Raw genomic sequence first — 26,853 nt, 5'->3', positions numbered from 1 at the left:
TCGTCATACCGAGGACCGGTGGGTCAGCTGTTCTTCTCCAGCTCGGCGGCCTGGCGCTCGACGTCGTCGAGGCCACCGCACATGAAGAAGGCCTGCTCCGGCACGTGGTCGTAGTCACCGTCGGCGACCTTGGTGAAGGCCTCGATGGTGTCGGCCAGCGGCACCGTCGAACCCTCGATGCCGGTGAACTGCTTGGCCACGTAGGTGTTCTGCGACAGGAAGCGCTGGATCCGGCGGGCGCGTCCGACGAGGATCTTGTCCTCCTCGGAGAGCTCGTCGATGCCGAGGATCGCGATGATGTCCTGCAGCTCCTTGTAGCGCTGGAGGATCGACTTGACCCGGACCGCGGTGTCGTAGTGCTCGCGGGTGATGTAGCGCGGGTCCAGGATCCGGCTCGTCGAGGCGAGCGGGTCCACCGCCGGGTAGATACCCATCGAGGCGATCGGGCGGGAGAGCTCGGTCGTCGCGTCCAAGTGGGCGAAGGTGGTCGCCGGAGCCGGGTCGGTGTAGTCGTCGGCCGGCACGTAGATGGCCTGCATCGAGGTGATCGAGTGACCGCGGGTGGAGGTGATGCGCTCCTGCAGGGTGCCCATCTCGTCCGCCAGGTTGGGCTGGTAGCCCACGGCCGAGGGCATGCGGCCCAGCAGCGTGGACACCTCGGAGCCGGCCTGGGTGAAGCGGAAGATGTTGTCGATGAACAGCAGCACGTCCTGCTTCTGCACGTCGCGGAAGTACTCCGCCATCGTCAGCGCCGACAGCGCGACCCGCAGGCGGGTGCCCGGCGGCTCGTCCATCTGGCCGAACACCAGGGCGGTCTGGCCGAGCACCCCGGCCTCCTCCATCTCGACGATGAGGTCGTTGCCCTCACGGGTGCGCTCGCCGACACCGGCGAACACCGACACACCACCGTGGTCGCGGGCGACGCGGGCGATCATCTCCTGGATGAGCACCGTCTTGCCCACGCCGGCGCCGCCGAAGAGGCCGATCTTGCCGCCGAGGACATAGGGAGTGAGCAGGTCGATGACCTTGATGCCGGTCTCGAACATCTGGGTCTTGGACTCCAGCTGGTCGAAGGCCGGAGCCTGGCGGTGGATCCCCCAGCGCTCGGTGACCTCCAGCGTCTCGCCCTCGGGCAGGTCCAGCACGTCACCGGTCGCGTTGAAGACGTGACCCAGGGTCACGTCACCGACCGGCACGGTGATCGGGCCGCCGGTGTCCTGCACGGGCGCGCCGCGGACCAGGCCGTCGGTCGGCTGCAGCGAGATCGCCCGCACCATGTTGTCGCCGATGTCCTGGGCGACCTCGAGGTTGATCGTGCTCGTGCTGTCACCGATGGTGACCTCGGTCTTGAGCAGGTTGTAGAGCGCGGGCATCTGTCCCGGGGGGAACTCGACGTCGACGACCGGGCCGATGATCCGGGAGAGACGGCCCACGGCGCCCTGGGTCTGCTCCTGCTGGGGAGCGTCAGTGGTAGCAGTCATGATGTGCTTCCTTCTCACTTCTTGGCGTCGGCGAGGGCGCTCGCGCCGCCCACGATTTCGCTGATCTCTTGGGTGATCTCGGCCTGGCGGGCCTGGTTGGCCAACCGGGTGTACGTCTTGATGAGCTCCTCCGCGTTGTCCGTGGCGGACTTCATCGCCCGCTGGCGGGCGGCCAGCTCGGAGGCGGCCGCCTGCAGCAGGGCGTTCCAGACGCGGGAGGTGATGTAGCGGGGCAGCAGCGCGTCGAGCACCTCGGGGCCGCTCGGCTCGAACTCGTAGAGCGGGTAGGCGTTCTCCGTGCGCGGCGCCTCGTCCTCGACGACCTCCAGCGGGAGCAGGCGGGTGACCTGCACCTCCTGGCTCACCATGTTGATGAACCGGGTGTAGACGATGTGGAGCTCGTCCACGCCGCCGTTCTCGGCTCCCTTGACGAACTCGCGCACGCCGGTCTCGGCGATCTCCTTGGCGACCTCGAAGGTCGGGGCGTCGGAGAAGCCGGTCCAGGACTGGGCGAACTCACGACCGCGGAAGCGGTAGTAGGACTCTGCCTTGCGGCCCGTGAGGTAGGGGACGACCTCCATCCCCTCGTCCTGGAGCAGCTCGCGGAGCTGCTCGCTGCGCTTGAGCACGCTGGCCGAGTAGGCCCCGGCCAGCCCCCGGTCGGAGGTGATGACGATCATCGCCGCCCGGCGCGGGTTCTCCCGCGCCGTGACCAGCGGGTGGTCGATGTCCTCGGTATGCGTCGCCACCGCCGACACCGCGCGGGTGATGGCAGCGGCGTATGGCGTGGTCTCCGCGACCCGCTGCCGTGCCTTGACGACGCGGGAGGCGGCGATGAGCTCCATCGCCCGGGTGATCTTCTGCGTCGACTGGACGGACCGGCTGCGCTGGCGGTACTCCCGCTGCTGCGCTCCCATATCTCGCCTCTCTCGTGTCTGTCGTCAGGTCCGCCGGTCAGCGGCGGTTGACGGTGATCTGCTCGTGGTCGACGTCCTCGTCCGCCATCGCGTCGATGTTGTCCTCGTCCTCGGCGGAGCCGACGTGCACCTCCGCGCTGGAGTCCGGGCGGAACTCCTGCTTGAAAGCCGCCATCGCCTCGCCCAGGACCGACTCGGTGTCGTCGCCCAGCTTGCCGCTCTCGCGGATGCCGGCCAGCAGGTCACCGTGCTCGCGGCGCAGGTGGTCGACCCACTCGGACTCGAAGCGGCGCACGTCGGAGACTGGCACGTCGTCGATGTGGCCGTTGGTGCCGGCCCAGATGATGCCGACCTGCTCCTCCACCGGCACCGGGGAGGACTGCGGCTGCTTGAGGATCTCGACCATGCGGGCACCGCGCTCGAGCTGGGCCTTGGAGGCGGCGTCCAGGTCGGAGGCGAACATCGCGAAGGCCTCCATCTCGCGGAACTGCGCGAGGTCGACCTTGAGGCGTCCGGAGACCGCCTTCATCGCCTTGATCTGGGCGGCACCACCGACCCTGGAGACGGAGACACCCACGTCGATCGCCGGGCGGACGTTGGAGTTGAACAGGTCCGACTGCAGGTAGATCTGGCCGTCGGTGATGGAGATGACGTTGGTCGGGATGTACGCCGACACGTCACCGGCCTTGGTCTCGATGATCGGCAGGCCGGTCATCGACCCCCCACCCAGCTCGTCGGACAGCTTGGCGCAACGCTCCAGGAGCCGGCTGTGCAGGTAGAAGACGTCACCGGGGTAGGCCTCGCGGCCCGGCGGGCGGCGCAGCAGGAGCGACACGGCGCGGTAGGCCTCGGCCTGCTTGGACAGGTCGTCGAAGACGATGAGGACGTGCTTGCCCTGGTACATCCAGTGCTGGCCGATGGCCGAGCCGGTGTACGGCGCGAGGTACTTGAAGCCGGCGGCGTCCGAGGCCGGGGCGGCGACGATCGTGGTGTACTCCAGCGCGCCGGCCTCCTCCAGGGTGCCGCGCACGCCGGCGATCGTGGAGCCCTTCTGACCGATCGCGACGTAGATGCAGCGGACCTGCTTCTCCGGGTCGCCGGACTCCCAGTTGGACTTCTGGTTGAGGATCGTGTCGATCGCGACGGCCGTCTTGCCGGTCTGCCGGTCGCCGATGATGAGCTGCCGCTGCCCGCGACCGATCGGGATCATGGCGTCGATCGCCTTGATCCCGGTCTGCAGGGGCTCGTGCACGGACTTGCGCATCATGACGCCGGGTGCCTGCAGCTCCAGGGCGCGACGACCGTCGGTCGCGATCTCCCCCAGGCCGTCGATCGGCTGGCCGAGCGGGTCGACGACCCGCCCGAGGTAGCCATCACCGACGGGCACGGACAGGACCTCACCGGTGCGACGCACCGCCTGACCCGACTCCAGACCGGAGAAGTCGCCCAGGACGATGACACCGACCTCGTGCACGTCCAGGTTCAGGGCCAGACCGAGCGTACCGTCCTCGAACTGCAGCAGCTCGTTGGTCATCACCGAGGGCAGGCCCTCGACGTGGGCGATGCCGTCGCTGGCATCCACCACGCGGCCGACCTCTTCGCGAGAGGCGGCGCTCGGCTCGTAGGACTGGACGAACTGGTCCAGGGCGTCGCGGATCTCCTCCGGACGGATCGAAAGCTCCGTCATGTCTCTTCTCCTCGTCGTCGGCCCGGTGCGGGTGCCGGTGGGCCGGGTAGGTGCGGTGTCGTCGGTGGGTGGGGTGGGTCAGCTGGTCATCGTGCGGCGTGCGTCGGACAGCTTCTGGCTGACGGTGCCGTCGATGACCTCGTCGCCGATCTCCACGCGGATGCCACCGACGACGTTCTCGTCGATGACCACGTTCGTGTGGACCTGGCGTCCGTACTGCTGGCTGAGGGCGGTGGCGAGGCGGCTGTGCTGCTCGTCGGACAGCGGGACGGCGCTGGTCACCGTGGCGGTGACCTGGTCCTGACGCTGCGCCGCCTGGTCGAGGTAGGCACGCAGGCCCTTGTCGAACCGCCGGCCACGCACGCCGCTGACCGCCTGACGGGCCAGGCTCACGGTCTCCGGGGCCGTCTTGACCGACAGCAGCCGGTCGACGAGCGCCGACCTGGCGGCCGCGTCGGCCCGGCGGTCGCCCAGGGCCGCCTGCAGCTCAGGTATGGCCGTGACGATCCGGCCGAAGCGGAACAGCTCATCCTCGACCTGTCCCAGCCGACCGTGGCGCTCGGCCTGGGCCAGCATGGCCTCGACCCCGATCCGCTCCAGGGCGCTCACGAGGTCACCCTCGCCGCCCCAGCGCTGGGCCGCGACGGCCCGGGTGAGGAAGAGCGCACCGTCACCGACCTTGCCGCGGAAGAGCTGCTCGGCGAGGGCGGCCTTGTCGGCACCCTCGCGCGAGGGGTCGGCCAGGCTGCGGCGCAGCACGGGGCTGCCCTCGATCGCCCGGGTCACGGCCCACAGCTCCTCGGCGGTGCGGCCGGCGTCCACCCCGGCGTCGGAGCCCAGGGCGTTGCGCAGGGCCTCCTCGACCGCGGCGTAGGAACGACGGAAGGCGCTGTCCATCAACGCCCCTGCTCGGTCCCGTGACCGGCGCCCAGCTTCGCGGGCTGGATGGTGCCGGCCTCGAGCTCGGCGAGGAAGCGGTCGACGATCCCGCGCTGGCGGGTCTCGTCGTGCAGGGACTCTCCGACGATCTTGCTGGCCAGGTCGGTCGAGATCTGGCCGACCTCGCCGCGCAGCTGGACCATGGCCTGCTGCCGCTCGGCCTCGACCTGCTTGTGGGCGGTCTCGGTGATCCGGGTGGCCTCGACGTTGGCCTGCTCACGCATCTCGGCGATGATCTGGGCGCCCTGCTCCTTGGCGTGCTCGCGGATGCGGGCAGCCTCGGCGCGGGCCTCGCTGAGCTGGTCCTCGTACTGCTTCTTGGCTGCGGCGGCCTCCGCCTGGGCTTTCTCCGCCGCCTGCATGCCACCCTCGATGGCGTCCGTGCGCTCGGCGTAGACACGCTCGAGCGTCGGGACGATCTTCTTGGCGACGAAGAAGTACAGGATGCCGAAGGCGATGAGACCGAAGATGAACTCCGGCAGGTAGGGCAGGATCGGGACGGCGTCCTCGCCGGCGCCCATCGGCTGGGTGGTCTCGGTGGCAGCTTTCAGCACGCCCGCAACGATCGTGGTGTGCTCCACGAGCGGCTCCTCACTGGTGCGTGTCCCTGGCCGGCTTCAACCGGTCCGGGACGGGGTCTGGGATGGGGCGGGGCCGGGTCAGCCGGTGAAGAAGGCGATGAAGAAGAGGACCAGGCCGAAGATGGCCAGGGCCTCCGCCAGCGCGAAGCCGAGGATGGCGATCGGCTGGAGCTTGCCCTGCGCCTCGGGCTGGCGCGCGACACCGTTGATGTAGGCGGCGAAGATCAGACCCACGGCGATGGCCGGGCCGATGGTGGACAGGCCGTAGCCGAGCAGAGTGATGTCACCAGTCACGTCATATCTCTTTCTGTGTGATGTCCCGGCACCCCGTCCGGGGAGCCGAAGCGTTGTCGTGCGTATTCAGTTGTCGGTCAGGGGGGTGCGGTGGTGCCGAGCCGGTGGCTCAGTGCTCGTCCGCGAGCGCGCCGCCGATGTAGGAGGCGGCCAGGAGGGTGAAGACGTAGGCCTGCAGGAACTGGATCAGCGCCTCGAAGATGGTCAGCGCGAAGCCGAGGATCCAGGCCGGGACGGCCACGGCCATGAGGCCGGGGTCGAAGGTCTTGAAGAGGTACCAGCCGCCGACGATGAAGACCACCAGGAGCATGTGCCCGGCGAACATGTTGCCGAACAGTCGCAGCGCCAGGGTGAGCGGCCGGGTGATGAAGAAGGTGATGAGCTCCAGGAGCAGGATGAAGGGCTTGATCCAGCCCGGCAGCCCGCCGGGGAGCATGGAGCCGAGGTAGGCGCCCACCCCGCCCTTCTTGCGCAGGCCGACCCAGTGGTACACAACGTAGACGAGCAGGGTGAGCCCGATCGGGAAGCCGACCCGCGCCATCGTGGGGTTCTGGAACGGCGGGATGATGCCGAAGAGGTTGTTGAGCAGGATGAAGACGAACAGGCTGAACAGGAACGGGACGAAGGGCAGGAAGTCCTTGCTGCCGATCATGTCCCGGGAGATGCCGTTGCGCGCGAAGTTGTAGACCTGCTCGGTGACCCACTGGCCCTTGGAGGGGATGATCGCGGCCCGGCGGGTGGAGGCCCACAGCCACAGCATGAGCAGGCCGGTGGCGATCGCCATGAGGACCATCGGCCGGGTGACGAAGTAGTCGGTCCCGGGGATCGCGAACATCGGCTGCCAGAAGTCGCCCGGTGTGGGCGGGAAGTGGCTCTCGTCCTCCGCCATGGGCAGGACCAGCCCAGCGGCCGTCATGGTCGCACTCACGCGTTCTCCTCCATACAGGTGGTCCGGGACAGCGGGGATGTCCGGGCAGGGACAAGTAGGGACATCCGGGTCATGGCCTACCGTACCTGACCCAGATCACGTACATGGACAGCACCATCCCCAGCACCACGCCCACCGGGAGCAGGAACTGGGTGCCGATGAGGGCGTCCAGCACCCAGCCCAGCAGGCCGAATCCGGCCGGTCCGGCGAGCAGGTAGGCGATGACGGCGTTGGCCAGGTCGGTCTGCCGGCTCATGCCGGTGACCTCGGGCTCGAAGGAGCCGTCCGGGGACGGCACGCGCCGCGGCTGCCACGGCTCGTCAGGACCTCCCGGCCGGCTCACGAGCCCTCCCCCGAGAGGGTCACGGAGAGCTCGGAGCGGGAGCGCAGGTAGCCCACCACCAGCCCGACCTGGAAGACCAGGCCGACGACGACGAACACCAGCACCAGGGGGGTGACCTCCAGCCAGGTCGTCTGGGCGAGCGACCAGACGACGACGGCGAGCACCGCCATCTGCAGGACGAAGACGCCGAACGCCCCGGCCATCGTGGTGGCGGTGGGCCCCATGAGCACCCCCCGGATGCCGAGCACACCGAGGACGAAGATCGCCAGCGACACCACCCCGCCGAGCAGCGCCGAGACGGCGGCCCCTCCCCCGGCGGCCGCCCAGGCCAGCAACGGGGCGATGAGGGCGACCGGGACGCCGGGCACGAGACCACCCTGGAGCATCGACCGCAACGGCGTGCGCGCAGGGCGCGGCGCGGGTGCGGTCATGGGGGTGCTCCTGGGCGTCGCGAACGGGTGGGCAGGGCTTGTGAAAACTATCACAAGCGGCTCCCCCATCTCCAAACCCGCAGGTGAAGGGCGGTCAGTCGACGCGCGAGCGGACGGGGCGCCAGGTCAGACCCACGGCGAGCCCGAGCATGAGGACGATGGCCACGACGGACACCTCCACCGGCACGTAGGCGAAGGAGACGGCTCCGAGCGCCATGAGCGCCGACCACAGGTAGAGCAGGACCACGGCCCGCCGGTGGCTGTGGCCGATGTCGAGCATCCGGTGGTGCAGGTGGCCCCGGTCGGGCTTCCACGGCAGCTGGCCGGCGCGGGTGCGCCGACGCACGGCGAGCAGGATGTCGAGGAAGGGCAGGGCCATGATCGCCAGGGGGATGACGAGCGGCAGCAGGATGGCGGTGAGGGCCGAGGCGCTGGCCAGGGACGAGCTCGGGTCGACCGACCCCGTCATCGAGATGGTGGCCGCCGCCAGGAGCAGCCCGAGCAGCAGCGCGCCCGCATCACCCATGAAGAGGCGGGCGGGGTGGAAGTTGTGCGGGAGGAAGCCCAGGCAGATGCCGATGATCGCCGCGCTGATGAAGGTCGCGACGTGGAAGACGTTGGGCGGGTCGAAGGCACTGCTCACCAGGTAGGTCCAGGCGAAGAAGGCGCCGGCGGCGATGAGCACCACCCCGGCCGCCAGGCCGTCGAGACCGTCGATGAAGTTGACCGCGTTGGTCGAGATGACCACCACGAGGATCGTGAGCATAACCAGCACCGGTCCGTCCAGCACGGTCGTCCCCCCGATGGGCAGCGACAGCAGACGGACCCCGAAGAAGGCCATGATGCCGCCGGCGAGGACCTGCCCGGCGAGCTTGGTCAGCCAGTCGAGGTCGCGGACGTCGTCGATGGCGCCCAGCAGGGTGATGAGGGTGGCTCCCGCGAGCACGCCGAGCAGGGCCGGCGAGTCGTCGAAGAGCTGACCGAGGTAGGGCAGCCGGGAGCCGAGCAGCACCGCGGCGGCGAAGCCGAGCAGCATGGCGACGCCGCCCAGCCTGGGGATGGGGACGGAGTGGACGTCCCGGTCCCTCACTGCGGTGATCGCCCCGACGGCCAGCGCGACCCGCCGCACGAGGGGGGTGGTGAGATACGTGACGATGGCTGCGGTGAGCAGCACCATCAGGAACTCACGCACGGGCCCGCGGTCCCCGGGTCAGCGCGCGGCGGGCTCGGGGTAGGCCGGGTAGGCGGTGAGCAGCTCGGTGGTCTCGTCCCGGATCTCACGGGCCACGGGATGGTCGGCCGACCCGTCAGTCTCCGTCACGGCCCGGTGGATGAGGTCGGCGACCGTGCGCATCTGCTCGGCGCCCATCCCCTGGGTGGTCAGCGAGGGGGTGCCCACGCGGATGCCGGAGGCCACGTTGGGCTTCTCCGGGTCGAAGGGGATGGCGTTCTTGTTCAGGACGATGCCGGCCGCGTCGCACCGGGCCTCCGCGTCGGCGCCGGTGACACCGACCCCCCGCAGGTCGTGCAGCGACAGGTGGGTGTCGGTGCCGCCGGTGATGGGCCGGATGTCGTGCTCGGCCAGCTGTCCGGCGAGCGCCTGGGCGTTGTCGAGCACCTGCTGCGCGTACGCCTGGTAGGCGGGCGTCATGCACTCGGCGAAGTTGACGGCCTTGCCGGCGACCGCGTGCATGAGGGGGCCGCCCTGCATCATCGGGAACACGGCCCGGTCGATCTTGCGGGCGTGCTCCTCCTTGCACACGATGGCGCCGCCCCGGGGGCCGCGCAGGACTTTGTGGGTGGTGAAGGAGACGACGTCGGCGTGGGGCACCGGCGAGGGGATGACCTTGCCGGCCACGAGCCCGATGAAGTGGGCGGCGTCGACCCAGAAGATGGCCCCGACCTCGTCGGCGATGGCGCGGAAGCGGGCGAAGTCGATGAGCCGCGGGATCGCCGAGCCTCCGGCGATGATGATCTTGGGCCGGTGCTCCTTGGCCAGGGCCTCGACCTGGTCGTAGTCGATGTCCTCGGTCTCCGGGGACACGCCGTACTGGACCGCGTTGAACCACTTGCCGGAGAAGCTGACCTTGAACCCGTGGGTCAGGTGACCCCCGTGGTCCAGGGACATCGCCAGGATCGTGTCGCCCGGTGACGCGAAGGCGCCGTAGACCGCCTGGTTGGCGCTCGCGCCCGAGTGGGCCTGCACGTTCGCGTGGTCGGCCCCGAAGAGCTCCTTGGCCCGCTCGATCGCGAGCTTCTCGACCTTGTCCACCTCGGAGCAGCCGCCGTAGTACCGGGCGTCGGGGTAGCCCTCGGCGTACTTGTTGGACAGGGTCGAGCCCAGGGCCGCGAGCACCGCCGGGCTGGTCTGGTTCTCGCTGGCGATGAGCTGCAGCCCGGCCCGCTGGCGGTCCAGCTCGCTGACGAGCAGGCCGGCGACGTCCGGGTCCTGCTCGAGCAGGGCGGCGAAGGACGGGCCGTAGTACGTGTCAGGAGTCACAGACGTCGTCATGCGGACACTGTATGCCGTCGGCTCAGGCCGGCGCTGCCGGTCCCCGCACGACCTGCACCGCGCCGGGGGGCGTGCTCACCCCGCTGGGCCGGACCGATCCGACCAGGCCCGCCGTCGGGTCCTCCGTGGTCCCGGGGGCGGGCTCCACGATGGTCCCGGGGGCGGGCTCCACGGTGGTCCCGGGGGCGGGCTCCGACGCGTCCGCCGCCGCCGCCTCCCTCCGGGGCGCGTCGTGCAGGGCGGTCGTCCCCAGGACGGCGCGGATCTCCTCGGGGGACAGGGCCCCGAGGCGGAGCACGACGGGCTCCTCACCGGTGCAGTCGAGGATCGTCGAGGGGGCGCCACCGGTGCGCGGACCGTCGTCCAGGTAGGCGGCGACCGCTCCCCCGAGCTGCTCCAGGGCTTCCGCGGCCGTGGTCGCTGCCGGCTGCCCAGTGACGTTGGCGCTGGTCACGGCCAGGGGGCCGACCTCGCTCAGCAGGCTGAGAGCCACGTCGTCGTCGGGCATCCGCAGCGCGACCGTCCCGTTGGTCTCGCCCAGGTCCCACTGCAGGGAGGGCTGGGAGCGCAGGACGAGCGTCAGGGGCCCGGGCCAGAACTGTCGCATGAGGATGCGGGCGTACATCGGGACGTCGATCGCGAGCCCGTCGACCGTGCGCGGCTCGGGCACGAGCACCGGTGGCGGCATCTCCCGGCCCCGGTGCTTGGCCGCCAGGACCATGGCCACCGCCACCACGTCGAAGGCGTCCGCGCCCACGCCGTAGACCGTGTCGGTCGGCAGGACGACGACCTTGCCCTCCCGCACGACCGCGGCCGCCCGCTCCACCGAGGGGCGACGCCGCGCGGGGTCGGTGCAGTCCAGCAGACGGTCCTGCAGCGACGGCGTGGCGCTCATGGGGTCCTCCCGGGTCGACGGCTGGGGCCGGGAGCCATCTTCCCACGCGGCCCCGCGTGTCGTTTCAGGTTGCGCCCAGGAACCGCAGCGCTGACAGTAGGTTCTCTGACGTGGGTGCACCCCGGTGCCCATGCCGAGAGGAGAGTGAATCATGCGCGGTAGCGGTCTGATCTGGACCATCGTCGGCATCCTGCTGATCATCGTCCTGGTGATCTGGCTGATGAACGCACTGTGATCCCCTGAGACACCGACTCCAGCCCCCGGCGCCGCCTCGCGAGCCGGGGGCTGAGCCGTGACCCCAGGGGGGCGCCGGGCTCAGCGCACGGCTCGGGAGACCCGGGGACGCCCCGCCAGGTCCAGGTGGTCGGAGACCTCGGTCCAGCCCTGGGCCAGCAGCGCACGCGGCAGGCTCACGCCCTGCGCGTCGGCGTGCTCCATGAGCAGCACACCCCCGGGGCGCAGCAGCCGCAGCGCATGGTCGGCCAGCTCGAGCGGGATCCGCAGCCCGTCCTCCCCCCCGCCGTAGAGGGCGAGCGCGGGATCGTGGTCGCGGACCTCCTGGTCCACCGGCACGGCGTCGGGCGGGATGTAGGGAGGGTTGCAGGTGACGAGGTCGACGGTGCCCACCAGGTCGTCGAAGGCCTCCTGGGCCCGACCGCGCCGCAGGTCCACCGGCAGCCCGGTGCGCCGGCGGTTGTCCTCGGCATACCGGAACGCCTCGGGCGAGAGCTCGACGGCGCCCACCCGGGCGTCGGGCCGGGCCGCGGCGAGGGCCAGCGCGACGGCGCCGCTCCCGGTGCACAGGTCGACGACGACCGGTCCGCGGACCTCCCGGACCGCCTCCAGCGCGAGCTGGACCAGCACCTCGGTCTCGGGTCGGGGGACGAAGACACCCGGTCCGACGGCGAGCTCGAGCCCGTGGAAGTGCGCGAGTCCCGTCAGGTGCTGCAGCGGGACGCGATCCGCGCGACGGGTGACGAGGGCCCGGTATGCCGTCTCAACCGCCTCCGGCGCCCGCTCGCCCAGGAGCCGGGCCCGGCGGACGTCGCCGACGTCCCGGCCCAGCGCGTGCGCCAGCAGGCTCTCGGCGTCGGGCCCGGGGCTGGCCACCCCGGCGGCCAGCAACCGCGTCGTCGCCTCGCGCACCAGGTGGTCGATGGTGCGACCGACCTCCTCGCCGGTCCGGCCCCCGTGCTGCGGGTGGGTGCTCACCGGTCCCCGGCCGCCGCGAGCCGCGCCGCCTCGTCCGCGTCGACCGCCGACTGCACGACCGGGTCCAGGTCGCCGTCGAGCACGTGGTCCAGGTTGAACGCCTTGTAGCCCGTGCGGTGGTCGGCGATGCGGTTCTCGGGGAAGTTGTAGGTCCTGATCCGCTCGCTGCGGTCGACCGTGCGGATCTGGCTGCGCCGCACCTCGCTCGCGGCCGCCTCCGCCTCCTCGACCGCCAGCTGGTGCAGCCGGGCCCGGAGCACCCGCAGCGCGGACTCCTTGTTCTGCAGCTGGGACTTCTCGTTCTGGCAGCTGACGACCAGCCCGGTGGGCAGGTGGGTGATGCGGACGGCCGAGTCCGTCGTGTTGACCGACTGCCCACCGGGCCCGGAGGAGCGGAAGACGTCGATCTTGAGGTCGTTCGGGTCGAGGGCGACCTCGGCCGGGTCGTCGATGTCGGGGAGCACGAGCACGCCCGCCGCCGAGGTGTGGATCCGCCCCTGGCTCTCGGTCACGGGGACCCGCTGCACGCGGTGCACGCCACCCTCGTACTTCAGCCGGGCCCAGGGAGCCTCCCCCGGGCCGGGCGTGCCGGTCGCGGAGATGGAGACCCTGGCCTCCTTGTAGCCGCCGAGGTCGGACTCCGCCGTGTCCAGCAGCTCGGTGCGCCAGCCCCGGCGCTCGGCGTAGCGCAGGTACATCCGCATGAGGTCGGCGGCGAACAGCGCCGACTCCGCGCCACCCTCCCCGGCCTTGACCTCCAGGATGACGTCGCGGTCGTCGTCCGGGTCGCGCGGCACGAGCTGACGCCGCAGGTGCTCCGCGGCCCGGGCCGCCTCCGCCTCGAGCGCCGGCAGCTCCTCGGCGAACGACGGCTCCTCGCCGGCCATCTCCCGTGCCGCGCCCAGGTCCCCGACCGCCCGCTCCCAGGCCCGGTAGGCCGCCACGGTCGGGCCGAGCGCCGCATACCTCTTGTTGAGGCGCCGCAGGGCGGCCGGGTCGCCGTGCACCGCGGGATCGGCCAGCTGCCGCTCGATGTCGGCGTGCTCGGCCAGCAACGGGCGGGCCGGCTCGAAGGCTGAGGTGTCGGCCACGGCCTACCTTCCGGTGGGTTGATCGGGGACGGGTGCGCGGACCCGGGAGACGGCGGACGCCGGCCCCGCGAGCAGCTCGCGGGACCGGCGTCGCAGGTCCTAGTTGGCGGCCTTCTTGCCGTAACGCTCCAGGAAGCGGGCCACGCGGCCACCGGTGTCCAGGATCTTCTGCTTGCCCGTGTAGAACGGGTGGCAGTTGGAGCAGACGTCGGCGCTGATGTGGCCGGACGTGGCGGTGCTCCGGGTGGTGAACGTCGCACCGCAGGTGCAGGTGACCTGGGTCTCGACGTACTCCGGGTGGATGTCCTTCTTCATGGGGCGTCTCCTTGCGAGGATGGCGGGTTCCCCGGGTCGCCGGCGCAGGGTGCGACGGCGTGAACCGGTGGGCCAACGGATGATTCTAGCGCGTTCCTCAGTCCTCGTCGTCCAGCCGGACCGCGCTGGTCTGCTGGACCTGGGTGAGGAACTCGTAGTTGTGCTTGGTCTTGCGCACCCGGTCCAGCAGCAGCTCGACCGCCTGCTGCGGGTCGAGGGCGGCGAGGACCCGGCGCAACTTCCACATGATCTTCAGCTCGTCGGCGCCGAGGAGGATCTCCTCGCGCCGCGTGCCGGAGGCGTTGACGTCGACCGCCGGGAAGATGCGGCGGTTGGCCAGCTGCCGGTCCAGCTTGAGCTCCATGTTGCCGGTGCCCTTGAACTCCTCGAAGATGACCTCGTCCATCTTGGAGCCGGTCTCCACGAGCGCGGTCGCCAGGATGGTCAGCGAGCCGCCGTTCTCGATGTTGCGGGCGGCGCCGAAGAAGCGCTTGGGCGGGTAGAGCGCGGCCGAGTCGACACCACCGGACAGGATCCGGCCCGACGCCGGGGCGGCCAGGTTGTAGGCGCGGCCCAGCCGGGTGATGGAGTCCAGCAGGACCACCACGTCGCCACCGAGCTCGACCAGACGCTTGGCGCGCTCGATCGCCAGCTCCGCGACCGTCGTGTGGTCCTCGGCCGGCCGGTCGAAGGTCGAGGAGATGACCTCGCCCTTGACCGCGCGCTCCATGTCCGTGACCTCCTCGGGACGCTCGTCCACCAGGACGACCATGAGGTGGCACTCGGGGTTGTTGGTCGTGATCGCGTTGGCGATCGCCTGCAGGATCAGCGTCTTGCCCGCCTTGGCGGGCGCGACCAGCAGTCCGCGCTGGCCCTTGCCGATCGGCGCGACGAGGTCGATGATCCGCGTCGTGAGGTTCTTCTGGTCGGTCTCCAGCCGCAGGCGCTCCTGCGGGTAGAGCGGGGTCAGCTTGGCGAAGTCGGGCCGCCGGCGAGCCTCCTCCGGCGACCGGCCGTTGACCGCGTCCAGGCGCACGAGTGCCGAGAACTTGCCGCGGTCGCGCTTGCTGCCGGAGGAGGACACGGTGTGCTGGCCGACGTCGCTGCCGTCCTGCGGGGCCTTGATGGCCCCCTGGACGGCGTCACCCTTGCGCAGACCGTGCTTCTTGACCAGGCCCATGGGGACGTAGACGTCGGTGGGGCCGGGCAGGTAGCCGGTGGTGCGGATGAAGGCGTAGTTGTCCAGCAGGTCCAGGACGCCGCCGACGGGCACGAGGACGTCCTCGTCGGAGTAGGCCTCCTCGTCCTGCTGACCCGGAGCACCCTGGCCCCCGCCCTGCGCACCCGGACGGGGACGCTGACGGTCCCGGTTGCGGTTGCGGTTGCGGTTGCGGCGCCGACCACGGCGACCGTCGTCGTCACCGTCGTCGTCGAGGTCGCGCTGCTGACCCTCGCGCTGGCCCTGGGCGTCGCCCTGGCCCTGCTGGTCGCGACCCTCGCGCTGGCCCTGGCGCTCGCCACCCTGATCCTCGCGCGACTGCTCGCGCTGGCCCTGGCCCTCACGCTGGCTCCGGCCCTCCCGCCGGCCCTGGCGCTCGGCACCCTGGCCCTCACGGCCCTCGCGCTCACCACCCTGCTCGCCTGGTCCTCGCGGCGCTGCTCCTCGCGGCCCGAGCCCTGGTCCTCGCGGCGGCCCTGGTCCTCGCGGCCCGAGCCCTGGTCCTCGCGGCGGGCGGGCTGCTCACGGCCCGAGACCTCCGGGGAGTCCTGCTGCTCCCGCTGCTCCGGTGCGGGCGGGGCGCCCACGCCCGACGCGGCGCGCCGGCTCCGGCGGGGGCGGGAGACCGCGGCCTCCTCGCGCTGGGCCTGGGCCCGGTCCAGCGCAGCCTCGATGCCGCCCGTCGCCTCGCCCTGCCCACGGCCGGGGTCGCCCTGCCCACGGTCGGCGCCCGCACCATCACCCTGGGGCTGGCTGCGGGAGGTCTCGACGGCGGGCGCCGGGGCCGGGGTCCCGTCCTGGTCGGAGCCGCGGCGCGGGCCCCCGCCACGCTGCTCGCGGATGGCGGACACCAGGTCCGCCTTGCGCATCTTCGCGCTCACGGAGATGCCCATGCTGGAGGCGAGCTGCTGCAGCTCGGCCAGACGGAGAGTGCTGAGCGATCCGGTCCTGGTCGCAGCAGCGTCGGTGATCTCGGTCACGTAGGTCCTTCCCCCTCGGCTCCGGAACATCCCGGGTCTGGGGTCTCAGATTGGTCGACGCGCAGGAATCGCGCGTGATGGGGCTCGATGCCCGGACCGGCCAGGGATCTGGCGCTGCCGTGTCGGTCGACCCGACGGTCCGCGCGTGGAGATTGCCTCGGAGCCGGCCGACTGGCCGCCCTCCTCTCGAGGCGCACCCAAGATAACACGCGCCCCGGCCGTTCCACCCACCTGACGCGCACGCGCCCGGCGTGGCTGCGCGCGGCCGCACCCGTCAGCGTCGGACGCGCCCCGCCGCCCGCAGGAGGTCGGCCAGCACGGCCGAGGCCGTCGCGTCCCCGCCGGCGCCGGGGCCCTCGAGGCGCAGCTCGCCGGCGGACTCCGCCGTGAGCACCAGGACGTTGGTGCCGCCCCGCACCCGGGCCAGCGGGTCGTCGGCCGGGAGCGCCTCGGGCCGCACCGACAACGAGGCCCTCCCACCCGCCTCCCGCCGGGCCGAGGCCACCAGCTTGACCACCGTGCCGGACCGCGCGGCCCGCGCGAAGTCCTCGTCGGTCAGTCCACCGATGCCGGTGATGTCGACGTCCTCCAGCCGGACCGTCCCGCCCCAGGCCGCCCGGGCGAGCAGGACGATCTTGGCGGCCGCGTCCAGGCCATCGAGGTCCTCGCTCGGGTCGGCCTCGAGGTATCCGAGCTCGCCCGCCTGCCGCACGGCCGCCTCGAACGGGACGCCCTGGGTGGCCACCAGGTCGAGCACGTAGTTCGTCGAGCCGTTGACGACCCCGCGCAGGGCCGTGATCTCGTCCCCGGCGAGCGCCTCGCGGACCACGCTGAGCACCGGGACGGCGGCCCTAACCGCCGCCTCGTGGTCCAGGCCCACCCCGTGCTTGGCGGCGAGCGCGTGCAGGTCGTCACCGTGGCGGGCGAGCAGCTGCTTGTTGGCGGTGACCACCTGGGCGCCGCCGGCCATCGCCTCCTCGAGGAGGCCACGGGCCGGCTCGATCCCGCCCATGACCTCCACGACGACGTCGACCGCCCCGACCAGGGACCGCGCGTCGGTGGTGAGCAGGGCGGGGTCGACACCCCCCGCGGGCGGGCCGTGTCGCGGACGGCGACACCCACCAGCTCCAGGGGTCGCCCGAGGCCGGCGGCATACCGCTCCCCCCGCTCGGCGAGACGGCGGGCGACGGCGGCCCCGACGGTGCCGGCACCGAGCAGGGCCAGGCGGACAGGTGTGCTCACGGGGTGCTCCGGATCTGTGGGGTATGACGGGAGGCGGGCGGGAGGGCTCCGCTCACATCCGCTCGGGGGCGGAGACGCCGAGGAGACCCAGGCCGTTGGCGAGGACCTGCCGGGTGGCGTCGTTGAGCCAGAGCCGGGAGCGGTGCAGGTCGGTGACCTCCTCGTCCTCGGTCATCGGGCGCACCCGGCACTCGTCGTACCACTTGTGGAACCGACCGGCCAGGTCCTCCAGGTAGCGGGCGACCCGGTGCGGCTCGCGCAGCTGGGCGGCCTGGGCGACCACGCGGGGGAAGTCGCCGAGCGCCGCGAGCAGCACCGCCTCGGTCTCGTGCGTGAGCAGCGCGGGGTCGAAGCCCTCCTCCCGCAGCACGCCGTCCTCCCGCGCCAGGCGGGCGACGTTGCAGGTGCGGGCGTGGGCGTACTGGACGTAGAAGACGGGGTTGTCGTTCGTCCGCCTGCGCAGCTGCTCGCCGTCGAGGTCCAGCGGGGTGTCCGCGGGGTAGCGGGCCAGGGAGTAGCGGACCGGGTCCGACCCGATCCACTCGATGAGGTCGGAGAGGAAGACCGCGTTGCCGCGCCGCTTGCCCATCCGCTCGCCGCTGATGTTGATCAGCTGGCCGATGAGCACCTCGATGTTCACCTCCGGGTCGTCCCCCGCGCAGGCGGCGACCGCCTTGAGACGGCCGACGTAGCCGTGGTGGTCGGCCCCGAGCATGTACACCTTCTCGGTGAAGCCGCGGTCCTTCTTCGACAGGTAGTAGGCCGCGTCCGCCGCGAGGTAGGTGGGGCTGCCGTTGGCGCGGACGAGCACGCGGTCCTTGTCGTCACCGAAGTCGGTGGTCCGCAGCCAGACCGCACCGTCGCGGTCGTCGACGTGGCCCTGCTCGCGCAGCCGCGCGACGGCCTCCTCGACCTTTCCCCCGTCGTGCAGGGACTTCTCGCTGAACCACACGTCGAAGTGCACGTTGAAGTCGTCCAGCGTCCGCCGGATCTGGGCCAGCTGGAGGGTGTAGCCGCGGTCCCGCGCCCACGCCGTCGCCTCGGCCTCCGGCAGCTCGAGCAGGTCAGGACGCTCCGCCAGCAGCTGCTCGGCCAGGTCGTCGATCCACGGGCCGGAGTAGCCGCCCTCGGGCACCTCGGTGCCGCGCGCGGTTGCGACGATCGAGGCCCCGAACTTGTCCATCTGCGCGCCCGCGTCGTTGATGTAGTGCTCCGCCGTGACGTCCGCGCCGCTGGCGGTCAGCAGCCGGCGCAGGGCGTCCCCGAGCGCGCCCACCGGGTGTGGCCGATGTGCAGCGGCCCGGTCGGGTTCGCGGAGACGAACTCCAGGTTGATGGTCCGCCCGGCCATGACGTCGTTGCGCCCGAACTGCTCCCCGGCCTCGACCACCGACCGCGCGAGCTCCCCGGCGCTGGCCGCGTCCAGGGTGATGTTGAGGAAGCCGGGGCCGGCCACGTCCACCGCGGCGACGCCCGCCACCCCCCGCAGGCGGGCGGCGAGCAGCTCCGCCAGCTGACGGGGCGGCATACCGGCCTGCTTGCCGAGCTGCAGGGCGATGTTGGTCGCCCAGTCGCCGTGCTCCCGGCTGCGGGGACGCTCCACGCGGACCGCGTCGAGCGCGGGCACCTCGACGCGCAGGTCGCCCTCGGCGACGGCGTCGGTGAGGAGGGTATGCAGGGCGGACGCGAGTTGCTCGGGGGTCACCCCGGGGAGTCTAGTCGTCGGCGGTGAGCGCTCCCGAACGCGCCGGAGGGCCGCCAGGTCGGATTGCGGAAGTCCGAGATCCGGCTGCTAAAGTGACTCGCTGTTGCCCCCGTAGCTCAGGGGATAGAGCACCGCCCTCCGGAGGCGGGAGCGCAGGTTCGAATCCTGCCGGGGGCGCGCAGCGCCAGGCGACCACACCCCTCCCGGGGCGTGCGTCGCGAGGCGTTGGGGAGGTGTCAGGGTTCCTGGTGGGCCCCCCGGTCTTCAACACCGTGGTGCGGCGGTATCCGTCGCAGGCAGGTTCGATTCCTGTCCGCCTCCGCCGAGTGGGAGCCGCCGACACCCGTCCGGGGTCGGCGGCTGCGTCGTCCCAGCCGCCTGCTGCCTAGGATGCCCAGGATGAGCGACCCGCGCCGAGCGATCCCGCGCACTGACGCCCTGCTCCGTGAGCCGGCTGTGGCCGCGGCGGCGGAGCGGCTCGGTCGCGAGCGGGCCAAGGACGTGGTCACGCGCACGCTCGCGCAGGCGCGTCACGGCGCGCTCGCCCCCCACCGGGTGCGGGAGACGGTCCTCGCCCGGCTCCTCGACCTCGAGTCCTCGGGCACCACCCTCGTCCCCGTCCTCAACGCCACCGGCGTCGTGGTGCACACCAACCTCGGACGGGCCCCGCTGGCGCACGCCGCCCGGGAGGCGGTCTACGCGGCCACCGGGTACGTCGACGTCGAGCTCGACCTGGCCACGGGAGCCAGGGCCGGGCGCGGCAGGGGCACCCTGGCGGCGCTCCGCGAGCGGGTCCCGGAGGCCGAGGACGCCCTGGTCGTGAACAACGGGGCGGCCGCGCTCCTGCTGGCCACGACGGCGCTCGGGGCCGGGCGGGAGGTGGTCGTGAGCCGGGGCGAGATGGTCGAGATCGGGGACGGCTTCCGCCTGCCCGCGCTCGTCGAGTCGGCGGGCGCGCGGCTGCGCGAGGTGGGCACCACCAACCGCACCACCGTGGCCGACTACGCGGAGGCGGTGGGCGAGGGCACCGGTGCGCTGCTGAAGGTCCATCCCAGCAACTTCCGCGTCGCCGGCTTCACCTCCGCCCCCACGGTCGACGAGCTGGCCGACCTGGGCCGGGCGCACGGCACACCCCTGGTCGTGGACATCGGCAGCGGGCTCCTCGCGCACGATCCCCTCCTGCCCGACGAGCCCGACGCGGCCAGCACGCTGCGGGCCGGGGCCGGCGTGGTCACGGCCAGCGGGGACAAGCTCCTGGGCGGCCCCCAGTCGGGCCTCGTCCTGGGCCACGCGCCGCTGGTGGAGCGGATGCGGCGACACCCGATGGCCCGCGCGCTCCGGGTCGACAAGCTCACGCTCGCCGCGCTCGAGGCCACGCTGCGCGGACCGGTCCCCCCCGTGCCCCTCGCCGTCCACGCCCGGGCCGACGAGCTCGAGGCCCGGACCCGCTCCCTCGCCGCGCGTCTGTCGGACCGGGGTGTCGGGCTCGCCGACCCCGCGGTCGTGCCCGTGGAGGGACGGGTGGGCGGCGGTGGCGCCCCGGAGGTCCCCCTGCCCGGGTGGGCGGTCAGCCTGCCGGAGCGGTATGCCGCGGCCCTGCGTCTCGGAAGCCCGGCGGTCCTGGCCCGGCTGGACCGCGGCCGCTGCCTGGTCGATCTCCGCTGCGTCCCCCGCGAGCAGGAGGATGCCCTGGTCGAGGTGGTCGTGGCGGTGGGGGCCTGATGCACGTCCTGGCCACGGCCGGTCACGTCGACCACGGGAAGTCGACCCTGGTGCGGGCCCTGACCGGGATGGAGCCGGACCGGTGGGCGCAGGAGCGGGCCCGTGGTCTGACCATCGACCTCGGGTACGTCTGGACGCGCCTGGAGGGGACCGGCGACGTGGCCTTCGTGGACGTGCCCGGCCACCGACGCTTCATCGGCAACATGCTGGCCGGTCTCGGCCCCTCCCCGGCGGTGCTGCTCGTGGTGGCGGCCGACGAGGGGTGGCGCGCGCAGACCGAGGAGCACCTGCGGGCCGTCGAGGCGCTGCGCGTCCGGCACGGCCTCCTCGTGGTGACGCGGGCCGACCTCGCCGACCCGGGCCCGGCGCTGGCTGCCGCGCGGGAGCGGGTGGCCCGCGGGTCGCTCGCCCCCGCGGCGCGCACCCCCGGGGTCTGCGTGTCGGCAGTCACCGGGCAGGGGATGGACGACCTGCGGCGGGCGATCACCCGGCTGTGCCTCTCGCTGCCCACCCCCTCCCCCGAGGCGCGCGTCCGGCTGTGGGTGGACCGGGCCTTCACCGTGCGCGGCAGCGGCACCGTGGTCACCGGCACGCTCGAGGCCGGGCGCGTGAGCGTGGGTGACACGCTCACGCTGGCGCACGGCACGGCGGCCGGCACTGCCGGCACGACCGTGACCGTCCGGGGGCTGCAGTCGCTGGGCCGGGACAGGCCCGAGGTCACGGCGCCCGCCCGGGTGGCGGTCAACCTGCGGGGACTCCCGGTCGAGTCCGTCGCTCGCGGCGACGCGCTGCTCACCGCGGGGGCCTGGCCGCTGACCGACCTCCTCGACGCCCGGCTGGACGTCCCGGCCGAGGAGCTGCCGCAGCACCTCACCCTGCACGTCGGCTCCAGCGCCGCACCGGTCCGGCTGCGTCCGCTGGCGGGCCGCGCCGCCCGCCTGAGCCTGGCCCGCCCGCTGCCCCTGCAGGCGGCCGACCGGGCCATCCTGCGCCGGCCGGGGGTCGAGGGCGCGCTGACGGGGATGGTCGTGGCCGACGTGGCCCCACCACCCCTGGAGCGACGGGGGGAGGGAGCCCGCCGGGGCGACCGGTTGCTGCACGAGGAGCGGTTGCTGGCCTCGGCCTCGCCCGCCCGGCGGCTGGCCACCGAGGTCGACCGCCGGGGACGGCTGAGCCGGCAGGAGGCCCGCCTCCTCGGGCTCGACGCGGACCTCCTCGGCCCGAAGACCCCGGACACGGAGGTCGTGCGGGCCGGCGAGCACCTGGTCTCGCGCGCCGTATGGCGCCGGTGGCAGGAGGAGCTGCTGGCGGCGGTCGACGAGCGGGCCGCCGCCGAGCCGCTCGACCCCCTCCTGCCCCTGGGCGCGGCCCGGGACCGGGTGGGGGTCCCCGATCTCGCGGTGCTCGAGACGCTCTCCGCGGCCGCCGGGCTGGAGGTGGCTGGCGGCCGAGTCGGCCGGCCGGGCGTGCGCCCCTCCCTGGGCGAGGCGCAGCGGGGCCTCGACCTCGTCCTCGGCAGGCTGGCCCGGGAGCCGTTCGCGGCACCCGAGGCGCACGAGCTGCGCGACCTGGGCCTGGGGCCGCGCCAGGTCGCCGCCGCCGTGGCCACCGGGCAGCTGGTGCGGATCGGGGATGACGTGCTCCTGCTGCCCCGCGGCCCCGCCCTGGCGATGTCCGTGCTCGCCGGCCTTCCCCAGCCCTTCACCACGAGCCAGGCCCGGCAGGCGCTGCGGACCACGCGCCGGGTCGCCGTGCCCCTGCTGGAGCACCTGGACGCGCGGGGCTGGACCCGTCGGCTCGACGCGGGCCACCGGGAGGTCGTCCGGCCGGCACGGGCGCCGGGCGGCTGACGCATGGCTAGGGTGAGCCGATGACCGACCCCGCGCCCTTCCGCCTGACCCGGCTCGCGGCCGGTGGGGGGTGCGCCTGCAAGATCCCCGCCGGGCAGCTGGAGGATCTCGTCGCCGACCTGCGAGGACTCGACCACCCCGACCTGCTGGTCGGGCTCGACCACGGTGACGACGCGGCCGCGGTGCGGATCGAGGGTGGCCAGGCGGTGCTCTCGACCGCCGACTTACTTTCCCCCGTCGTCGACCCCTACGACTGGGGCCGGATCGCCGCCGCCAACGCGCTGTCCGACATCTACGCCATGGGTGGGCGCCCCGTGCTGGCGATCAACCTGCTGGCCTGGCCGGTCGACTCGGTCGACCCGGGCCTGGTCCCCGAGGTCCTGCGCGGCGGGCTCGACGTCGCCGCCATGGCGGGGGTCCCGGTGGCGGGCGGGCACAGCATCACCGCCCCCGAACCGCTCTACGGGATGGCGGTGACGGGCCTGGCGGCCGCCGATCGGTTGCTGCGCAACGACGCCGCCGAGCCGGGCCTGCCCATCTCCCTCACCAAGCCCCTGGGGGTGGGGATCCTCAACAACCGCCACAAGCAGACGGGCGAGACCTTCCCCGAGGCGGTGGAGGTCATGACCACCCTCAACCGTGCGGCCGCCGAGGCCGCGGTGGACCGGGGGGTCCGCGCGTGCACCGACGTCACCGGGTTCGGCCTGCTGGGGCACCTGTGGAAGCTCTGCCGCGCGTCAGGGGTCGGCGCCGAGATCGACCAGGACGCCGTCCCGGTCCTGGAGGCGGCCCGGCGCAGCCTGGCCGACGGCTTCGTCCCCGGCGGGTCCCGGCGCAACCTGGCCTGGGTCCGGGACCACGTCGACGTCGGGGCCGGGGTGACGGAGGAGGACCTGCTGCTGCTCGCGGACGCCCAGACCAGCGGCGGGCTGCTCGTGGTCGGGGAGGTCCCCGGCGCCCCGGTCATCGGTCGGACCGTCGCCGGCCCCGCGCGGATCGCAATCCGATGAGCCCTCCCCCGAGCCCCGACCCAGGAGGAAGCCCCGTGCCCCGTCACTCCACCGTCCCTGCGTTCATCGGTGGCACGGCGGTGCTGGCCACCGAGACCTACGACAACATCGACCCGGCGGACGGCTCGGTGCTCGGCCGGATCACCCGGTCCGGGGCGGCCGAGGTCGACCGGGCGGTGGCCGCCGCCGCGGCGGCCCAGCCCGCCTGGGCCAGGGTCCCCACCGAGCACCGCGCAGACGCGCTGGCCCGCCTGGCCGACCTCGTCGACCGCCACCGGGAGGACCTCGCCGTCACCGAGTCCGAGGACACCGGGAAGCCCCTGTCCCAGGCCCGCACGGACGCCACGGTGGCGGCGCGCTACTTCCGCTTCTACAGCAGGGTGATCGAGGCCTGGTACGGCCAGGTCGTGCCGCTCGGGCCGGACACCCACGTCTACACCCGCCGGGAGCCGTACGGCGTCGTGGGCAGCGTCGTCGCCTGGAACTACCCGCTCCAGCTCGCCGCCCGGGCGGTGGCGGCGGCCACAGCGACCGGCAACGCGATCGTCGTCAAGCCCGCGGACGAGACGCCCCGCACCGCCGTGGTGCTCGCCCGCCTCGCCGTCGAGGCCGGCCTGCCCCCCGGGGTCGTCAACGTCGTCCCGGGCCGGGGGCCGGAGGCGGGTGCTGCCTGAGCGCCCATCCTGACGTGGCGCACCTCGGCTTCGTCGGGTCCACCCGCACCGGCTCCGTCATCGCGCACGCCGCCGCGGACCGGGTCGTCCCCACGATCCTGGAGCTGGGCGGCAAGTCGGCCCAGGTCGTCTTCCCCGACGCGGACCTGGACGTCGCCGCGGACCACGTCACCCGGGCGATCCTGCAGAACGCCGGTCAGACCTGCTCGGCGGGTTCCCGGCTGATCGTGCACGAGGACGTCCGCCACGAGCTCGTCGACAAGGTCGCCGCACGCTTCCGGCGCGTCTCGCTCGGCCGGGGCCTGGACGACCCGGACCTCGGGCCGCTGGTGTCCGCCGCCCAGCAGGAACGGGTCCGCGGCTTCGTGACCGCCGCCGACGGCGAGGTGGTGGTGGGCGGCACCGCCCCCGACGACCCGGCGCTCGGCGGCGGGGCCTTCTGGCTCCCGACGATCGTCGATGGGGTCGCGCCCCAGGCCCCCATCGCCCAGGAGGAGGTCTTCGGGCCCGTGCTCGTCGTCCTCCCCTTCCGGGAGGAGGACGAGGCGGTCGCGCTGGCCAACGGGACACCATACGGACTCCTCGCGGCCGTGTGGACCCGGGACCTGGCCCGGGCGCACCGGCTGGCCGCGGACCTGCGGGCCGGTCAGGTGTTCGTCAACACCTATGGCGCCGGCGGCGGGGTGGAGCTGCCCTTCGGCGGCGTCGGACGGTCGGGCTACGGCCGGGAGAAGGGGGTGGAGGCGCTGGACGGTCTCACCCGGACCAAGACGGTGGTCATGCGGATCGGCTGACGCGGTCGGTCTCCCCAGCCCGGCGGAGCCCCGAATCCGACGGGTGGGGGAGGTGCGCGCGGGAGGGGTGAGGTTGACTGTCCCCATGACTGCTGCGAGCCTCCCGTCCGGGATCGATCTCAGCGTCCGGGGACTGTCGAAGGACTTCGGCTCGTTCCGGGCGGTGGACGGCCTGACCTTCGACGTCGCTCCCGGGCGGGTGACCGGCTTCCTGGGCCCGAACGGCGCCGGCAAGACCACCACCCTGCGCATGCTGCTGGGCCTGGTCCGTCCGAGCGCCGGCGAGGCCCTCATCGGCGGGCGTCGGTATGCCGCCCTCCCCCGTCCGATGGAGACGGTGGGGGCGGCGCTGGAGGCGACCGGGTTCCATCCCGGTCGGTCCGGACGCAACCACCTGAGGGTGCTCGCCGCGACCCACGGCATCCCCGACCGGCGCGTCGACGAGCTGCTCGACCTGGTCGGTATCCCGGCCGCGGCCCGCAAGAGGGCCGGTGACTACTCCATGGGTATGCGGCAGCGCCTGGGGCTGGCCGCCGCCCTGCTGGGCGACCCCGACGTCCTGCTCCTGGACGAGCCCGCCAACGGCCTGGACCCGGAGGGCATCCGCTGGATGCGCGGCTTCCTCCAGCACCTCGCCCGGGACCAGGGCAAGACCGTGCTTATCAGCTCCCACTTGCTGGCCGAGGTGGAGCAGACGGTCGAGGACGTCATCATCATCGCCAACGGCCGCCTGGTGCGGCAGGGGACGATGCAGGACCTGCACGGGGAGCCCGCGACGCGGGTCCGCACCCCCGATCCCGGGCGCCTCGCCGAGGCGCTCGCCGGGGCCGGCCTCAGCGCGACGCCGGAGGACGGGGGCCTGCGAGTCGCCACGGGGGACCTGGCCCTGGTGGGGGACACCGCCCTGCGCGCTGGTCTGGCCGTCCACGAGCTGCGTCCGCTGCGCACCGACCTCGAGCGTCTCTTCCTGCAGCTCACCGAGTCGCCGGAGCACCGCAACCGCAACCTCGCCGATCCCGGGTCGGCCGTCCCGCCACCGTCACCGGGGTCGACTGGCCCCCAGGAGGAGTCCCGATGACCGCCGCAGTGCGCAGCGAGCTGCGCAAGTACGCCACGACCCGGATGGCCTGGGCCATGCCGGTGGCGATGCTCCTGATCGGTGCCGCGTTCGCCGCGCTCCAGGGCCTCTTCCTGGCGGTGATCGGAGAGTTCCCCGGCGCGGACGGGGAGATCATCCGACCGGCCGAGGTGTGGGACGACCTGACGGTCGCCCGCATGGTCTACACCGGCGGGGTGTCCATGGGCTACCTGCTGGCCCTGGTGCTCGGGATCCTGTCGATGAGCGGCGAGTTCCGCCACCGGACGCTCACTGCCACCCTGCTGGCCACCCCGCGCCGTGGGCGGCTCATCGCTGCCAAGCTCGTCGGGCTGGTCCTCGTGGTGCTCCTCAACGCGGTCGTCTTCACGGCCGGGAGCGTCCTGGGTGGAGGCATCATGCTGGCCGTGGGCGACGTGAGCGTCTTCCCCGACCCCGTCGAGCTGGTGGGCACCCTCGCGCGGATGGTCCTGGTCCTGGTGCTGTGGGGGTTGATGGGCTTCGGCCTCGGGGTGATCATCCCCAACCAGGTCATCGCGCTCTTCGTCGGCGTGGGGTTCACGCTCCTGCTCGAGCCCCTCATCGGTTTCGGGCTGACCTTCGTCGACTGGCTCGCCGACGCGGCCCGGTACTTCCCGAGCCAGGCCACCATGGCGACCCTGGACCTCTTCTCGGGGGTCGACCCCGAGGTGCGGCAGTCGCTCGGCGGCGCCGAGGACCCGCTCACGTGGTGGGTCGCCGCCCTGGTCCTGCTCGGGTACGCGGGGATCATGGCGGCCCTCGGGTGGGTCCTGACGTCCCGGCGCGACGTCGCCTGACTCGCCCCCGACCCAGGGCGCGCAGGCCTGAGGTCACGGGCTAATCTAGGTCTGACGTGTGCACGAGCTGGCGCACTGAGCCGGCGCAGCAGGCCCCAGACCGAGAAGAGGCGCAGAC

The 26,853-nt window shown here is 72.9% G+C and carries 21 protein-coding genes, 2 tRNA genes and 3 pseudogenes; 8 read left to right on the top strand and 18 right to left on the bottom strand.

Features of this window, described 5'->3' with window-relative positions; all coding sequences use genetic code 11:
- Nucleotides 1-23 precede the first annotated feature (23 nt).
- The 18 genes and pseudogenes from atpD to E3Z34_RS03550 all read right to left on the bottom strand — a co-directional run bounded on the left by atpD (nucleotide 24) and on the right by E3Z34_RS03550 (nucleotide 18,771).
- A complete protein-coding gene (gene atpD, locus E3Z34_RS03635; protein WP_134772502.1) occupies nucleotides 24-1,481 on the bottom strand; it encodes a F0F1 ATP synthase subunit beta in 1,458 nt (485 codons plus the stop codon).
- A 14-nt stretch (nucleotides 1,482-1,495) separates the two neighbouring features.
- On the bottom strand, nucleotides 1,496-2,398 hold the full coding sequence (locus E3Z34_RS03630) for a F0F1 ATP synthase subunit gamma (protein ID WP_134772501.1): 903 nt from the start codon (nucleotides 2,396-2,398) through the stop codon (nucleotides 1,496-1,498).
- Nucleotides 2,399-2,435: 37 nt separating this feature from the next.
- Nucleotides 2,436-4,085: a F0F1 ATP synthase subunit alpha gene (gene atpA / locus E3Z34_RS03625; protein ID WP_134772500.1), complete on the bottom strand. Its 1,650-nt coding sequence runs from the start codon at nucleotides 4,083-4,085 to the stop codon at nucleotides 2,436-2,438.
- Nucleotides 4,086-4,163: 78 nt separating this feature from the next.
- The gene (locus E3Z34_RS03620; protein WP_134772499.1) at nucleotides 4,164-4,982 is read right to left on the bottom strand and encodes a F0F1 ATP synthase subunit delta; all 819 of its coding nucleotides are present in this window, start codon (nucleotides 4,980-4,982) and stop codon (nucleotides 4,164-4,166) included.
- Nucleotides 4,982-5,545, bottom strand: a complete 564-nt coding sequence (locus tag E3Z34_RS03615; protein ID WP_134774724.1) for a F0F1 ATP synthase subunit B — start codon at nucleotides 5,543-5,545, stop codon at nucleotides 4,982-4,984. The genes E3Z34_RS03620 and E3Z34_RS03615 overlap by 1 nt, the downstream gene beginning before the upstream one ends.
- Before the next feature lie 138 nt (nucleotides 5,546-5,683).
- On the bottom strand, nucleotides 5,684-5,899 hold the full coding sequence (locus tag E3Z34_RS03610) for an ATP synthase F0 subunit C (protein ID WP_134772498.1): 216 nt from the start codon (nucleotides 5,897-5,899) through the stop codon (nucleotides 5,684-5,686).
- A gap of 109 nt (nucleotides 5,900-6,008) precedes the next feature.
- A complete protein-coding gene (gene atpB, locus E3Z34_RS03605) occupies nucleotides 6,009-6,827 on the bottom strand; it encodes a F0F1 ATP synthase subunit A (RefSeq protein ID WP_238695332.1) in 819 nt (272 codons plus the stop codon).
- 70 nt (nucleotides 6,828-6,897) lie between these two features.
- Nucleotides 6,898-7,170: an AtpZ/AtpI family protein gene (locus E3Z34_RS03600; RefSeq protein WP_202977016.1), complete on the bottom strand. Its 273-nt coding sequence runs from the start codon at nucleotides 7,168-7,170 to the stop codon at nucleotides 6,898-6,900.
- The gene (locus E3Z34_RS03595) at nucleotides 7,167-7,601 is read right to left on the bottom strand and encodes a hypothetical protein (RefSeq protein WP_134772497.1); all 435 of its coding nucleotides are present in this window, start codon (nucleotides 7,599-7,601) and stop codon (nucleotides 7,167-7,169) included. The genes E3Z34_RS03600 and E3Z34_RS03595 overlap by 4 nt, the downstream gene beginning before the upstream one ends.
- Nucleotides 7,602-7,695: 94 nt before the next feature.
- On the bottom strand, nucleotides 7,696-8,793 hold the full coding sequence (locus E3Z34_RS03590) for a glycosyltransferase family 4 protein (RefSeq protein WP_134772496.1): 1,098 nt from the start codon (nucleotides 8,791-8,793) through the stop codon (nucleotides 7,696-7,698).
- Nucleotides 8,794-8,811: 18 nt separating this feature from the next.
- On the bottom strand, nucleotides 8,812-10,113 hold the full coding sequence (locus tag E3Z34_RS03585; RefSeq protein ID WP_134772495.1) for a serine hydroxymethyltransferase: 1,302 nt from the start codon (nucleotides 10,111-10,113) through the stop codon (nucleotides 8,812-8,814).
- Between the two features lie 22 nt (nucleotides 10,114-10,135).
- Nucleotides 10,136-11,008: an L-threonylcarbamoyladenylate synthase gene (locus E3Z34_RS03580; RefSeq protein ID WP_134772494.1), complete on the bottom strand. Its 873-nt coding sequence runs from the start codon at nucleotides 11,006-11,008 to the stop codon at nucleotides 10,136-10,138.
- 315 nt (nucleotides 11,009-11,323) lie between these two features.
- Nucleotides 11,324-12,220, bottom strand: coding sequence for a peptide chain release factor N(5)-glutamine methyltransferase (gene prmC, locus E3Z34_RS03575; protein ID WP_238695331.1), 897 nt, complete (start codon nucleotides 12,218-12,220; stop codon nucleotides 11,324-11,326).
- Nucleotides 12,217-13,311, bottom strand: a complete 1,095-nt coding sequence (gene prfA / locus E3Z34_RS03570; RefSeq protein WP_134772493.1) for a peptide chain release factor 1 — start codon at nucleotides 13,309-13,311, stop codon at nucleotides 12,217-12,219. Before prfA ends, prmC begins: the two co-directional genes overlap by 4 nt.
- 99 nt (nucleotides 13,312-13,410) lie before the next feature.
- On the bottom strand, nucleotides 13,411-13,626 hold the full coding sequence (gene rpmE / locus E3Z34_RS03565) for a 50S ribosomal protein L31 (RefSeq protein ID WP_134772492.1): 216 nt from the start codon (nucleotides 13,624-13,626) through the stop codon (nucleotides 13,411-13,413).
- 97 nt (nucleotides 13,627-13,723) lie between these two features.
- Nucleotides 13,724-15,855, bottom strand: a pseudogene (gene rho, locus E3Z34_RS03560) (transcription termination factor Rho).
- Between the two features lie 244 nt (nucleotides 15,856-16,099).
- The gene (locus E3Z34_RS03555) at nucleotides 16,100-16,870 is read right to left on the bottom strand and encodes a homoserine dehydrogenase (RefSeq protein WP_238695444.1); all 771 of its coding nucleotides are present in this window, start codon (nucleotides 16,868-16,870) and stop codon (nucleotides 16,100-16,102) included.
- Nucleotides 16,871-17,119: 249 nt separating this feature from the next.
- A pseudogene (locus E3Z34_RS03550) lies at nucleotides 17,120-18,771 on the bottom strand (arginine--tRNA ligase).
- Nucleotides 18,772-18,876: 105 nt separating this feature from the next.
- Between E3Z34_RS03550 and E3Z34_RS03545 the strand changes: the two are divergent.
- The 8 genes and pseudogenes from E3Z34_RS03545 to E3Z34_RS03510 all read left to right on the top strand — a co-directional run bounded on the left by E3Z34_RS03545 (nucleotide 18,877) and on the right by E3Z34_RS03510 (nucleotide 26,735).
- Nucleotides 18,877-18,948, top strand: a tRNA-Arg gene (locus E3Z34_RS03545).
- 52 nt (nucleotides 18,949-19,000) lie between these two features.
- Nucleotides 19,001-19,093: transfer RNA gene (locus E3Z34_RS03540), tRNA-Sec, on the top strand.
- A 77-nt stretch (nucleotides 19,094-19,170) separates the two neighbouring features.
- A complete protein-coding gene (gene selA / locus E3Z34_RS03535) occupies nucleotides 19,171-20,493 on the top strand; it encodes an L-seryl-tRNA(Sec) selenium transferase (protein ID WP_134772490.1) in 1,323 nt (440 codons plus the stop codon).
- Nucleotides 20,493-22,343 (top strand): selenocysteine-specific translation elongation factor, encoded by a 1,851-nt coding sequence (locus E3Z34_RS03530; RefSeq protein WP_134772489.1) that lies wholly within the window; start codon nucleotides 20,493-20,495, stop codon nucleotides 22,341-22,343. The genes selA and E3Z34_RS03530 overlap by 1 nt, the downstream gene beginning before the upstream one ends.
- 20 nt (nucleotides 22,344-22,363) lie before the next feature.
- Nucleotides 22,364-23,353, top strand: a complete 990-nt coding sequence (selD, locus tag E3Z34_RS03525; protein WP_134772488.1) for a selenide, water dikinase SelD — start codon at nucleotides 22,364-22,366, stop codon at nucleotides 23,351-23,353.
- Nucleotides 23,350-24,821, top strand: a pseudogene (locus tag E3Z34_RS20075) (aldehyde dehydrogenase family protein). Before selD ends, E3Z34_RS20075 begins: the two are co-directional and overlap by 4 nt.
- 85 nt (nucleotides 24,822-24,906) lie before the next feature.
- Entirely contained in the window at nucleotides 24,907-25,899 is a 993-nt protein-coding gene (locus E3Z34_RS03515; protein WP_134772487.1) for an ABC transporter ATP-binding protein, read from the top strand.
- The gene (locus E3Z34_RS03510) at nucleotides 25,896-26,735 is read left to right on the top strand and encodes an ABC-2 transporter permease (protein WP_134772486.1); all 840 of its coding nucleotides are present in this window, start codon (nucleotides 25,896-25,898) and stop codon (nucleotides 26,733-26,735) included. Before E3Z34_RS03515 ends, E3Z34_RS03510 begins: the two co-directional genes overlap by 4 nt.
- Nucleotides 26,736-26,853: the final 118 nt, after the last annotated feature.

The organism is Ornithinimicrobium flavum (assembly GCF_004526345.1).
In the GTDB taxonomy this organism is placed as follows: Bacteria; Actinomycetota; Actinomycetes; order Actinomycetales; family Dermatophilaceae; genus Ornithinicoccus; species Ornithinicoccus flavus.
Note: the sequence above shows the minus strand (reverse complement) of the source record. Positions and strands in the feature narration are given on the sequence as shown.

Coding starts and splice junctions, on each gene's coding strand:
- atpD (WP_134772502.1), bottom strand. CDS start 1,481: ATGACTGCTACCACTGACGCTCCCCAGCAGGAGCAGACCCAGGGCGCC.
- E3Z34_RS03630 (WP_134772501.1), bottom strand. CDS start 2,398: ATGGGAGCGCAGCAGCGGGAGTACCGCCAGCGCAGCCGGTCCGTCCAG.
- atpA (WP_134772500.1), bottom strand. CDS start 4,085: ATGACGGAGCTTTCGATCCGTCCGGAGGAGATCCGCGACGCCCTGGAC.
- E3Z34_RS03620 (WP_134772499.1), bottom strand. CDS start 4,982: ATGGACAGCGCCTTCCGTCGTTCCTACGCCGCGGTCGAGGAGGCCCTG.
- E3Z34_RS03615 (WP_134774724.1), bottom strand. CDS start 5,545: ATGGGCGCCGGCGAGGACGCCGTCCCGATCCTGCCCTACCTGCCGGAG.
- E3Z34_RS03595 (WP_134772497.1), bottom strand. CDS start 7,601: ATGACCGCACCCGCGCCGCGCCCTGCGCGCACGCCGTTGCGGTCGATG.
- E3Z34_RS03585 (WP_134772495.1), bottom strand. CDS start 10,113: ATGACGACGTCTGTGACTCCTGACACGTACTACGGCCCGTCCTTCGCC.
- E3Z34_RS03580 (WP_134772494.1), bottom strand. CDS start 11,008: ATGAGCGCCACGCCGTCGCTGCAGGACCGTCTGCTGGACTGCACCGAC.
- rpmE (WP_134772492.1), bottom strand. CDS start 13,626: ATGAAGAAGGACATCCACCCGGAGTACGTCGAGACCCAGGTCACCTGC.
- selA (WP_134772490.1), top strand. CDS start 19,171: ATGAGCGACCCGCGCCGAGCGATCCCGCGCACTGACGCCCTGCTCCGT.
- E3Z34_RS03530 (WP_134772489.1), top strand. CDS start 20,493: ATGCACGTCCTGGCCACGGCCGGTCACGTCGACCACGGGAAGTCGACC.
- selD (WP_134772488.1), top strand. CDS start 22,364: ATGACCGACCCCGCGCCCTTCCGCCTGACCCGGCTCGCGGCCGGTGGG.
- E3Z34_RS03515 (WP_134772487.1), top strand. CDS start 24,907: ATGACTGCTGCGAGCCTCCCGTCCGGGATCGATCTCAGCGTCCGGGGA.
- E3Z34_RS03510 (WP_134772486.1), top strand. CDS start 25,896: ATGACCGCCGCAGTGCGCAGCGAGCTGCGCAAGTACGCCACGACCCGG.